This window comes from Oryzobacter faecalis, from assembly GCF_046764005.1.
In the GTDB taxonomy this organism is placed as follows: domain Bacteria; phylum Actinomycetota; class Actinomycetes; order Actinomycetales; family Dermatophilaceae; genus Oryzobacter; species Oryzobacter faecalis.
This window is the reverse complement of the sequence record NZ_JBKOFW010000006.1, coordinates 242,097-253,841: the sequence shown is the minus strand read 5'-3', so window position 1 is coordinate 253,841 and position 11,745 is coordinate 242,097. Positions and strand designations below refer to the sequence as shown.

General features: G+C 73.1%; 9 protein-coding genes. All 9 read left to right on the top strand.

Annotated elements, in window-relative coordinates:
* The first annotated feature begins 53 nt into the window (after positions 1 to 53).
* Positions 54 to 290, top strand: a complete 237-nt coding sequence (locus ACK8HX_RS13475; RefSeq protein WP_411941223.1) for an HGxxPAAW family protein — start codon at positions 54 to 56, stop codon at positions 288 to 290.
* A 14-nt stretch (positions 291 to 304) separates the two neighbouring features.
* Positions 305 to 1,114, top strand: coding sequence for an indole-3-glycerol phosphate synthase TrpC (trpC, locus tag ACK8HX_RS13470; protein ID WP_411941222.1), 810 nt, complete (start codon positions 305 to 307; stop codon positions 1,112 to 1,114).
* Positions 1,115 to 1,120: 6 nt separating this feature from the next.
* Positions 1,121 to 2,365, top strand: coding sequence for a tryptophan synthase subunit beta (gene trpB, locus ACK8HX_RS13465; RefSeq protein WP_411941221.1), 1,245 nt, complete (start codon positions 1,121 to 1,123; stop codon positions 2,363 to 2,365).
* Positions 2,362 to 3,177: a tryptophan synthase subunit alpha gene (gene trpA / locus ACK8HX_RS13460; protein WP_411941220.1), complete on the top strand. Its 816-nt coding sequence runs from the start codon at positions 2,362 to 2,364 to the stop codon at positions 3,175 to 3,177. The genes trpB and trpA overlap by 4 nt, the downstream gene beginning before the upstream one ends.
* A 35-nt stretch (positions 3,178 to 3,212) precedes the next feature.
* Positions 3,213 to 3,695, top strand: a complete 483-nt coding sequence (locus ACK8HX_RS13455; protein ID WP_411941219.1) for a MauE/DoxX family redox-associated membrane protein — start codon at positions 3,213 to 3,215, stop codon at positions 3,693 to 3,695.
* Positions 3,696 to 3,721: 26 nt separating this feature from the next.
* A complete protein-coding gene (locus tag ACK8HX_RS13450; protein WP_411941218.1) occupies positions 3,722 to 4,489 on the top strand; it encodes a DsbA family protein in 768 nt (255 codons plus the stop codon).
* The gene (lgt, locus tag ACK8HX_RS13445) at positions 4,486 to 5,406 is read left to right on the top strand and encodes a prolipoprotein diacylglyceryl transferase (RefSeq protein WP_411941217.1); all 921 of its coding nucleotides are present in this window, start codon (positions 4,486 to 4,488) and stop codon (positions 5,404 to 5,406) included. Before ACK8HX_RS13450 ends, lgt begins: the two co-directional genes overlap by 4 nt.
* Before the next feature lie 128 nt (positions 5,407 to 5,534).
* Complete coding sequence (gltB, locus tag ACK8HX_RS13440) at positions 5,535 to 10,076, top strand: glutamate synthase large subunit (protein ID WP_411941216.1); 4,542 nt, start codon at positions 5,535 to 5,537, stop codon at positions 10,074 to 10,076.
* Complete coding sequence (locus ACK8HX_RS13435) at positions 10,069 to 11,529, top strand: glutamate synthase subunit beta (RefSeq protein WP_411941215.1); 1,461 nt, start codon at positions 10,069 to 10,071, stop codon at positions 11,527 to 11,529. Before gltB ends, ACK8HX_RS13435 begins: the two co-directional genes overlap by 8 nt.
* The last annotated feature ends 216 nt before the right edge of the window (positions 11,530 to 11,745 follow it).

Sequence of the window (11,745 nt, the reverse complement as noted above, 5' to 3'; positions counted from 1 at the left end):
AATCGCCCCAGACCACGCCGCGGGTCGCCGACCCCACCACGAGGAGTGACGCCATGAGCCAGCACGACGAGCACGAGGACCACGGGCACAGCGTCGCTGCCTGGACCGCCGTGACGATCTGCATCGTCGCGTCGGCCGTGATGGCGCTCGCCGTCCTCTTCCCCAACGTCTGGGTGTTCGTCGGTGGGGTCGTGCTCGCCGTCGTCGGCGTCGTCGCGGGGAAGGTGCTGTCGATGGCCGGTTACGGCGCGGCCGGGCGCCCCCGTGACGAGGCCCCCTCCATCCACTGACGGCTGGGCGCGTCGTGACGACCGTCCTCGACTCCATCGTCGCCGGGGTCCGCGAGGACCTCGCGGCCCGCGAGCGCCGCACCTCGCTCTCCGAGCTGGAGGCCGCGGTCCTCGCCGCACCCCCGGCGCTCGACGCCGAGACCGCCCTGCGGCGGCCCGGCCTGTCGCTCATCGCCGAGGTGAAGCGGGCGAGCCCGAGCAAGGGCCCGCTCTCGGACATCCCCGACCCGGCGGCCCTCGCCGCGCAGTACGCGCTCGGCGGGGCCACGGCGGTGTCGGTGCTCACCGAGGGGCGGCGCTTCGGCGGCAGCCTCGACGACCTCGACGCCGTGCGCGCGGCCGTCGACGTGCCGGTCCTGCGCAAGGACTTCATGGTCAGCGACTACCAGCTGTGGGAGGCGCGAGCCCACGGCGCCGACCTCGTCCTCCTCATCGTCGCCGCGCTCACCGACGACGACCTCTCCTCGATGCTGCACCGGACCGGCGAGCTCGGGATGACCGCGCTCGTCGAGGTCCACGACGAGGTCGAGACCCAGCGCGCCGTCGACGTCGGCGCGGCCGTCATCGGCGTCAACGCGCGCAACCTGAAGACCCTCGAGATCCACCCCGACACCTTCTCCCGCCTGCGCCCCCTCATCCCCGAGGGCGTCGTGACCGTCGCCGAGTCCGGCATCGCCGGGCCGGAGGACGCCGCCTCCTACGCCGCACAGGGCGCGGACGCCGTCCTCGTCGGGGAGGCGCTCGTCCGCACCGGCGACGCCCACGCCGGCGCCGCCGCGATCGTCGCCGCCGGCGTGGCCGGTGCCGCACCCCTGGAGGCCTGACCCACCGTGCCCGACGACGCCACCATCCCCTCGACCCACGACCTCGTCCCCGAGGAGCTGCCCCGCCCCGGGCGGTTCGGCCCGTTCGGGGGCCGCTACGTGCCCGAGGCGCTCGTCCCCGCCCTCGAGCAGCTCGACGAGGCCCGCCAGAAGGCGATGGTCGACCCCGACTTCCTCGACGAGCTGGCCCGCCTGCACCGCACCTACACCGGCCGGCCGAGCATCGTCACCGAGGTGCCCCGGTTCGCGGCGCACTGCGGGGGAGCGCGCGTCGTCCTCAAGCGCGAGGACCTCAACCACACCGGCTCGCACAAGATCAACAACGTCCTCGCCCAGGCGCTGCTCACCAAGCGGATGGGCAAGACGCGGGTCATCGCCGAGACCGGCGCCGGCCAGCACGGCGTCGCCACGGCCACCGCGGCCGCCCTCATGGGCCTGGAGTGCCGGGTCTACATGGGCAAGGTCGACACCGAGCGCCAGGCGCTCAACGTCGCCCGGATGAAGATCCTCGGCGCCGAGGTCGTCCCCGTCGAGCACGGCAGCGCGACCCTCAAGGACGCCATCAACGAGGCCCTGCGCGACTGGGTCACCAACGTCCGCACGACGCACTACCTCATCGGCACCGTCACCGGCCCGCACCCGTTCCCCGAGATGGTCCGCGACTTCCACGCCGTCATCGGCGAGGAGGCCCGCGAACAGGTGCTCGAGCTCACCGGGCGCCTCCCCGACGCCGTGATCGCCTGTGTCGGAGGCGGATCCAACGCCATGGGGATCTTCCACCGCTTCGTCCCCGATGAGGGGGTGCGCCTCATCGGCATCGAGGCGGGCGGGTCGGGCATCGAGAGCGGACGGCACGCCGCTCGGTTCGCCTCGGCCACCCCGGGCGTCCTCCACGGCGCGATGAGCTACCTCATGCAGGACGACGACGGGCAGACCGTCGAGTCGCACTCCATCTCCGCCGGGCTCGACTACCCGAGCGTCGGTCCCGAGCACTCCTTCCTGCGCGACAGCGGCCGCGCCGAGTACCGGTACGCCACCGACGAGAAGGTCATGGAGGCGTTCTCCCTCCTGTGCCGCACCGAGGGCATCATCCCGGCGCTCGAGTCCGCGCACGCCCTCGCCGGTGCCATCGAGGTCGGCCGCGAGGTCGGGCCTGACGGACTGCTCCTCGTCAACCTCTCCGGGCGGGGAGACAAGGACATGCACACCGCGGCCGAGTGGTTCGGCCTCGTCGACGGGCCCTCCTCGTGACCACGGCGACGCGCGGCGTCGAGGACGTCCTGCGCCGCTGCCGCGAGGAGGGACGTGCCGCCCTCGTCGGCTACCTGCCCGTGGGCTACCCCTCGGTCGAGGGTTCGCTGGAGGCGATGCGGGTGCTCGTCGAGGCCGGCTGCGACGTCGTCGAGGTCGGCGTCCCCTACAGCGACCCCCTCATGGACGGCGAGGTCATCCAGCACGCCGCCGCCACCGCCCTCGCGCAGGGGTCCCGGGTCGACGACGTCTTCCGCGCCACGGCAGCCGTCCGCGAGGCGGGAGGCTCCCCGCTCGTCATGACGTACTGGAACCTCGTGCTCCACCGCGGGGTCGAGCGCTTCGCCGCCGACCTCGCCGCGCACGGGGGAGCGGGCCTCATCACCCCCGACCTCATCCCCGACGAGGCCGACGAGTGGGTCGCGGCCAGCGACCGGCACGGCCTGGACCGGGTCTTCCTCGTCGCGCCGTCCTCGACCCCCGAGCGGCTCGCCCGCGTCACCGCGGCCTGTCGGGGCTTCGTCTACGCCGCCTCGACGATGGGCGTCACCGGCGCCCGCACGAGCGTCGACAGCGACGCGCGCGGCCTCGTCGAGCGCACGAAGGCCGTCACCGACCTCCCGGTCTGCGTCGGCCTCGGTGTCTCCACCGGCGAGCAGGCCGCCGAGCTCGCCGGGTACGCCGACGGCGTCATCGTCGGCTCCGCGCTCGTGCGTGCCCTCGGGGGCGACGGGGAACTCCCCGGACGGCTCGAGACGTTGCGCGGGCTGACGGCCGAGCTGGCCGAGGGAGTGAGGTCGGGGCGGCGGTGATCGCGCGTACGGATCCGGGGACGGACGCCACCGAGGTGGAGGCACCGGCCCCCCGGCGCACCCTCGTCCTCGACGTCGTCGGGCTCCTCGCCCGCATGGTCCTCGGCGTCGTCCTCGTCTGGGCGGGGGCGGCCAAGATCGGCTCGCCCCTGACCGCCCAGCGCGCCGTCCAGGCGTACGAGATCCTCCCCATGGACCTCGCCGGGGCGGTCGGGCTCGCGCTGCCCTTCGTCGAGGTCGTCCTCGGCGTCCTGCTCCTCGTGGGCCTGTTCACGCGCCCGGTCGCCGCCGTCTCGACGGTGCTCATGGCGGCCTTCGTCCTCGGGATCGCCCAGGCGTGGGCGCGCGGTCTGACGATCGACTGCGGCTGCTTCGGCGGTGGCGGGCAGGTCGGCGCCGACGAGACGCGCTACCCCCAGGAGATCGCTCGCGACCTCGCCTTCGCGGCGGCGGGCACCTGGCTCGTCGTCCGGCCGCGGTCGCTCGCCGCCCTCGACCACCGGCTCTTCGGCCACTGACCACCCCGAGAGGAACACCGCACGCCATGGGCAGCACGAAGTCGTCCCCGTCCGCCGACCGCAGGGCCAGGATCGAGGCCGCGCGCAAGGACGGCGGGGGCGGCGCCGACAAGGTCGTCGTCGCCGCCGTGGTCGTCGTCGTCGCGATCGTCGCGGTGGTCGGCGGGGTGGTCTGGTCCTCCCGGTCGTCCGACACCGGCTCCGGCGGCACGGCCCTGCCGAAGGGCGTCACCGCCATGGGGGCGGGCTACCGCGCCTTCGCCGACGTCACGCCCCGACCCGGCGCGCCGACCGTCGACGTCTACGAGGACTTCCAGTGCCCGGCCTGCGCGCAGTTCGAGGAGCTGACCGGGTCGACGATCAGCTCGCTGGCGCAGGAGGGACGGATCGTCCTCGTCTACCACGTCAAGAACTTCCTCGACGACAACCTCAGGAACGACAGCTCGACGCGGGCCGGGAACGCCGCCTTCTGCGCCGCCGACGCCGGCAGGTTCCAGGAGTTCCACGACCGCGTCTTCCCCGGCCAGCCCGAGCAGGAGGGCACCGGCTTCACCGACGCCGACCTCGCCGGGTTCGCGCAGGCGGCCGGCATCACCGGCGACGCGCTCTCGACCTGGGAGGCGTGCCTCGACTCCGGGCGCTACGACGCCTACGTCGACTCGGTCGAGAGGAAGAGCTTCGAGGACGGCGTGCGCGGGACGCCCACGGTGCGGTTCGACGGGGTCGACCAGGAGCTCGGCGCCATCGCCTCGCCCGAGGGGTTCACCGCGGCCGTCGAGGCGGCCACGAAGTGAGCGCCCTCGCGACCGTGCTCCCCGCGGCCCTGCCCAGCCCCACCGTCGGGGTCTGGCACCTCGGGCCGCTGCCGCTGCGGATGTACGCGGTCTGCATCCTCCTGGGGATCGTCGTCGCCGTGTGGCTCACCGGGCGCCGGCTCGTGCCGCGCGGGTTCGAGTCGGCCCAGGCCCTCGACGTCGCCGCGTGGGCCGTCCTCTTCGGGATCGTCGGCGGGCGGCTCTACCACGTCGTCACGACCCCCGATCCGTACTGGGGCGAGGGCGGCAACCCCGTCGACGCGGTGAAGATCTGGGAGGGCGGCCTCGGCATCTGGGGGGCGATCGCCCTCGGCGCGCTCGGTGCGTGGATCGGCTGCCGCCGCCACGGCATCCCCTTCCTCGCGTACGCCGACGCCGCGGCGCCCGGGGTGGCGCTCGCCCAGGCGATCGGCCGGTGGGGCAACTGGTTCAACAACGAGCTCTACGGCGGGCCCACCGACCTCCCGTGGGGCCTGACGATCCACGAGTGGGACAACGGCGCGGGCCGGGCCGTCGTCGACGCCTCGGGGGAGCCGGTCGTCCTCGGGACCTTCCACCCGACCTTCCTCTACGAGTCGCTGTTCCTCGTCGTCCTCGCCGCGGCGCTGCTCGTCCTCGACCGCCGGCGCCGCCTGCACCCGGGGGCGGTGTTCGGCCTCTACGTCGCGGGCTACCCGATCGGGCGGATCGTCGTCGAGAGGATGCGCACGGACGACGCCGAGGTCGTCCTCGGCCAGCGGCTCAACGTGTGGACGAGCATCCTCGTCTTCCTCCTGGGCCTGTGGATCGTGTGGTTCACCCGCCGTCGGGCCGAGCGCACCGACACCCCACCGACACCGGGGAGCGACCCCGGTCCCCGCACGGAGACCGACGCGGAGTCCCAGAATCTGGGATAGCCCGGCTCGAAATGCAAGACGAGAGGGCCCGGCGATAGCATTCCGGCACGTGGCCGACGCCGTCCGCGCCTGACCTTGCCGTGCCCGGTCCCCGAGGGATCGACGACCTCTGAGGACGGTGATGCGACGTGACCGTCGCCCGCTTCTCCGCCCAGCCCGCCGACACGGGCCTGTACCGCCGTGAGCACGAGCACGACGCGTGCGGCGTGGCCATGGTGGCGACCATGCGGGGCAGCGCGGGTCACGACATCGTCGTCCACGCCCTCGACGCCCTGCGCAACCTCGACCACCGCGGCGCCACCGGTGCCGACCCCCTCGTGGGGGACGGGGCCGGCATCCTCACCCAGGTCCCGGACGCGTTCCTGCGGGCCGTGCTCGACACCGAGCTGCCCGACCCGGGCGCCTACGCGGTCGGCATGGCCTACCTCCCCACCGACGACGCCGAACGCGCCGAGGCCGAGCGCCGCATCGGCGAGATCGCGACCGAGGAGGGCCTGCGGGTCCTGGCGTGGCGCGACGTCCCCGTCACCCCCGACCTCGTCGGCCGGGCGGCGCGCGAGTGCATGCCGACCTTCCGCCAGCTGTTCGTCTCCGCCACCTCCGGCGCCACCGGCGTCGCGCTCGACCGGCTCGCCTTCTGCCTGCGCAAGCGGGCCGAGCGCGAGGTCGAGGTGTACTTCCCGTCCCTGTCGTGTCGCACGGTCGTCTACAAGGGGATGCTCACCACCGGCCAGCTCGAGCCGTTCTTCCCCGACCTCTCCGACGAGCGGTTCGCCACCGAGCTCGCGCTCGTCCACTCGCGCTTCTCGACGAACACCTTCCCGAGCTGGCCGCTGGCCCACCCGTACCGGCTCATCGCGCACAACGGCGAGATCAACACCGTCAAGGGCAACCGCAACTGGATGATGGCGCGGGAGAGCCAGGTGAGCTCCGAGCTCATCCCCGGCGACCTCGAGCGGCTCTTCCCGATCTGCACCCCGGGGGCGTCCGACTCGGCGACCTTCGACGAGGTCCTCGAGCTGCTCCACCTCGGCGGGCGCTCCCTGCCGCACTCGGTCCTCATGATGATCCCGGAGGCCTGGGAGAACCACGAGTCGATGGACCCCGCCCGCAAGGCGTTCTACGAGTTCCACTCGACCTTCATGGAGCCCTGGGACGGACCGGCCTGCGTCACCTTCACCGACGGCACCCTCATCGGCGCCGTCCTCGACCGCAACGGCCTGCGGCCCGGCCGCTACTGGGTCACCGACGACGGCCTCGTCGTCCTCGCCTCGGAGGCCGGCGTCCTCGACCTCGAGCCCGAGAACGTCGTGCGCCGCGGCCGCCTCCAGCCGGGCCGGATGTTCCTCGTCGACACCGCCGCCGGGCGGATCGTCAGCGACGAGGAGGTCAAGACCGGGCTCGCGGGGGAGAACCCCTACGAGGAGTGGCTGCACGCCGGCCTCATCGAGCTCGAGGACCTCCCCGACCGCGAGCACATCATCCACACGGCCGCCTCGGTCGCGCGCCGCCAGCGGACCTTCGGCTACACCGAGGAGGAGCTGAAGATCCTCGTCGCACCGATGGCGAGCACCGGGGGAGAGGCCCTCGGCTCGATGGGGACCGACACCCCGATCGCCGTGCTGTCCGACCGTCCGCGGCTCGTCTTCGACTACTTCACGCAGCTGTTCGCCCAGGTGACGAACCCTCCGCTCGACGCCATCCGCGAGGAGCTCGTCACCTCGCTCGGCTCGACGATCGGACCCGAGGGCAACGTCCTCGACGCCTCGCCGGCCCACGCCCGCCAGGTGGTCCTGCCGTTCCCGGTCATCGACAACGACGACCTCGCGAAGATCGTCCACATCAACGCCGACGGCGACCTGCCCGGCTTCAGCACCGTCGTCATCCGCGGCACCTACGACGTCACCGGCGGCGAGGCCGCGCTGCGCGCCCGGCTCCACGAGATCTTCGACGAGGTGTCGGCCGCGATCGCCGAGGGTGCCCGGTTCGTCGTCCTCTCCGACCGCGACTCCGACCGCGACCTCGCGCCGATCCCGTCGCTGCTGCTGACGAGCGCCGTGCACCACCACCTGATCCGCGAGAAGACCCGCACCCAGGTCGGCCTCCTCGTCGAGGCCGGCGACGTCCGCGAGGTCCACCACGTGGCGCTCCTCGTCGGGTACGGCGCGGCCGCGATCAACCCCTACCTCGCGATGGAGACCGTCGAGGACATGGTGCGCAGCGGCGCCATCACCGACGTCACCGAGGAGAAGGCGGTCGCGAACCTCATCAAGGCACTCGGCAAGGGCGTGCTCAAGGTGATGTCGAAGATGGGCATCTCCACCGTGGCCTCCTACCGCGGGGCCCAGGTCTTCGAGGCGATCGGCCTCTCGCAGGAGCTCGTCGACGAGTTCTTCACCGGCACCGTGAGCCAGCTCGGCGGCGTCGGGCTCGACGTCATCGCCGCCGAGACCGCGGCCCGGCACGCCATGGCCTACCCGCCCGACGGCATCCGCCAGGCGCACCGCAAGCTCATGGTCGGTGGGGAGTACCAGTGGCGCCGCGAGGGCGAGCCGCACCTGTTCGACCCCGAGACCGTCTTCCGCCTCCAGCACGCGACGCGCGCCAAGCGGTACGACGTCTTCAAGCAGTACACCCAGCGCATCGACGAGCAGTCGGGCCGCCTGATGACGCTGCGCGGGCTCTTCGAGCTCGGCGGCGCCGAGCGGCGCCCGCCCGTGCCGATCGAGGAGGTCGAGCCGGTCTCGCAGATCGTCCAGCGGTTCAACACCGGGGCGATGAGCTACGGCTCGATCAGCCAGGAGGCACACGAGACCCTCGCCATCGCGATGAACCGGCTCAAGGCCCGCTCGAACACCGGCGAGGGCGGTGAGGACGTCGAGCGCCTCCTCGACCCCGAGCGCCGCTCGGCGATCAAGCAGGTCGCCTCGGGGCGGTTCGGCGTGACGTCGATGTACCTGACCCACGCCGACGACATCCAGATCAAGATGGCCCAGGGTGCCAAGCCGGGGGAGGGCGGCCAGCTGCCCGGGCCGAAGGTCTACCCGTGGGTGGCGAAGACCCGGCACTCGACGCCCGGCGTCGGCCTGATCAGCCCGCCGCCGCACCACGACATCTACTCGATCGAGGACCTCGCACAGCTGATCCACGACCTCAAGAACGCGAACCCGGCCGCCCGGGTGCACGTCAAGCTCGTCTCCGAGGTGGGGGTCGGCACGGTCGCCGCGGGCGTCAGCAAGGCCCACGCCGACGTCGTCCTCATCTCCGGGCACGACGGCGGCACCGGGGCCTCGCCGCTCACCTCGCTCAAGCACGCGGGCGGGCCCTGGGAGCTCGGCCTCGCCGAGACCCAGCAGACCCTCGTCCTCAACGGGCTGCGCGACCGGATCGTCGTGCAGGTCGACGGCCAGATCAAGACCGGGCGCGACGTCGTCATCGCCGCGCTGCTCGGCGCCGAGGAGTTCGGCTTCGCCACGGCCCCGCTCGTCGTCTCCGGCTGCATCCTCATGCGGGTCTGCCACCTCGACACCTGTCCGGTCGGCATCGCCACCCAGAACCCCGAGCTGCGGGCGCGCTTCGCCGGGGCGCCGGAGTTCGTCGAGACGTTCTTCGAGTACGTCGCCGAGGAGGTGCGCGAGCACCTCGCGGCGCTCGGGTTCCGGTCGGTCGCCGAGGCCGTGGGCCAGATCCAGCACCTCGACACGGCCAAGGCGGTCCGGCACTGGAAGGCGAGCGGGCTCGACCTCGGCCCGGTGCTCACCAGGGTCGAGAGCCCCGACGGGTCCGGCGTGCGGCACACCATCGCCCAGGACCACGGTCTCGAGAAGGCCCTCGACCACCAGCTCATCGCCGCCGCGCGCGACGCCATCGACAGCGGCGCGCGCGTGCAGGCCCGCTTCGCCGTCCGCAACGTCAACCGCACCGTCGGGACGATGCTCGGCCACGAGGTGACCAAGCGGCACGCGCAGGGCCTGCCCGACGGCACCATCGACCTCACCCTCACCGGGTCCGCGGGCCAGAGCTTCGGCGCGTTCCTCCCGGCCGGGATCACCCTGCGCCTCGAGGGCGACGCCAACGACTACGTCGGCAAGGGGCTCTCCGGTGGCCGGGTCGTCGTCCGCCCGGCCCCGGGCTCGGCGCTCGTCGCCGAGGACAACGTCATCGCCGGCAACGTCATCGGCTACGGCGCGACCTCCGGCGAGCTGTTCCTGCGCGGCCGGGTCGGCGAGCGGTTCTGCGTCCGCAACTCCGGCGCCACGGCGGTCGTCGAGGGCGTGGGCGACCACGGCCTCGAGTACATGACCGGGGGGACCGCGCTCGTCCTCGGCCCGACGGGGCGCAACGTCGCGGCCGGGATGTCGGGCGGGGTCGCGTACGTCCTCGACCTCGACCGCAGCCACGTCAACCCCGAGCTCGTCGACCTCCGGCCCCTGCGGCCCGAGGACGAGCTCGTCGTGCACGACCTCCTCGAGCGCCACCTCGGGTGGACCGACTCCGCCGTCGCGGCGCGGCTCCTCGCCGACTGGGACACCGCCCGCTCGGCCTTCACCCTCGTCCTCCCGCGGGCCTACCAGCGCGTCCTCGACGTGCGGGCCAAGGCGACCGCGGAGGGACTCGACCCCGACGGCACCCAGGTGTGGGAGCGGATCATGGAGGCGTCCCGTGGCTGACCCCCAGGGCTTTCTCAAGACGCGCGAGCGCGAGCTGCCGCGCCGCCGACCCGTACCGGTCCGGATCAGGGACTGGAAGGAGGTCTACGAGGAGCAGTCGTCGACCGAGCTCCAGCGCCAGGCCGGCCGCTGCATGGACTGCGGGATCCCGTTCTGCCACAGCGGGTGTCCGCTCGGCAACCTCATCCCCGAGTGGAACGACCTCGCGTGGCGCGGTGAGTGGCGCCAGGCCATCGACCGCCTCCACGCGACGAACAACTTCCCGGAGTTCACGGGTCGCCTCTGCCCCGCGCCCTGCGAGTCGGCGTGCGTCCTCGGCATCAACCAGCCGGCCGTGACGATCAAGCAGGTCGAGGTCTCGATCATCGACCGCGCGTTCGCCAACGGCGTCGTCGACCCCGTGGCGCCCGAGCGGCTCTCGGGCAAGACCGTGGCCGTCGTCGGGTCCGGCCCGGCCGGGCTGGCGGCCGCGCAGCAGCTGACCCGCGCCGGCCACACCGTCGCCGTCTACGAGCGCGCCGACAGCCCCGGCGGCCTCCTGCGCTACGGCATCCCCGAGTTCAAGATGGAGAAGCAGCACGTCGACCGGCGGATCGCCCAGATGAAGTCCGAGGGCACCCGCTTCCGCACCGGCGTCGAGGTCGGGGTCGACCTCACCGGCGCCGACCTCCGCAAGCGCTTCGACGCGGTCGTCGTCGCCATCGGTGCGACGGTCCCGCGCGAGCTGCCGGTGCCCGGGCGCGAGCTCGACGGCGTCCTCCAGGCGATGGACTACCTGCCGCCCGCCAACCGCGTCGCGCTCGGCCAGTCGGTCGAGGGCCAGGTCACGGCGGCCGGCAAGGACGTCGTCGTCATCGGCGGCGGCGACACCGGCGCCGACTGCATCGGCACCGCGCACCGCCAGGGCGCCCGGTCGGTGACGAGCCTGGAGATCATGCCGCAGCCGGGCACCGCGCGGGCCGCCGCGCACCCGTGGCCGACCTACCCGATGCTGTTCCGCGTCGCCTCCGCCCACGAGGAGGGCGGAGACCGCGTCTACGCCGTGTCGACCTCCGAGATCGTCGGCGACGAGCAGGGCCGGGTCGCCGGCCTGCGGCTGCACGAGGTCGTCATGGGCGAGCAGGGCTTCGAGAAGGTCGAGGGCACCGAGCGCGAGATCCCGGCCCAGCTGGTCCTCCTCGCGATGGGCTTCCTCGGTCCGCAGGCCGAGGGTCTGCTCGACCAGCTCGGCGTCGAGAAGGACGCCCGCACCAACGTCGCGCGCGACGGCCACTTCATGACCAACGTCCCGGGCGTCTTCGTCGCCGGCGACGCCGGTCGCGGGCAGTCGCTCATCGTGTGGGCCATCGCCGAGGGGCGCTCGGCCGCGCACGAGGTCGACGCCTGGCTCATGGGCAAGCCCTCGCGCCTACCGCGCCCGGTCAGCCCCACGGACCGCCCGCTCGCCGTCTGACACCGTCGCCCCTGCTCCTCCACCCTCGACTCCGCCTGAGACCGCCCGAGACCGCGACCTACCGCCTGGTCAGCGCTGCGATCACAGCACTGACCAGGCGGTAGGTCGCGCTGTGGCCGGAGGTTGCGCGCAGGGCGGCGAGGGGGTGCGGGAGGGCGCGCGCGGGCTCGCGTGAACGAAGGGTGAACCCGGGTCCGGGATGTGGCCCGCGTCACT

What these genes read in the sequence shown, in the direction of transcription:
- ACK8HX_RS13475 (WP_411941223.1), top strand. Translation starts at nt 54, where the DNA reads ATGAGCCAGCACGACGAGCACGAGGACCACGGGCACAGCGTCGCTGCC.
- ACK8HX_RS13450 (WP_411941218.1), top strand. Translation starts at nt 3,722, where the DNA reads ATGGGCAGCACGAAGTCGTCCCCGTCCGCCGACCGCAGGGCCAGGATC.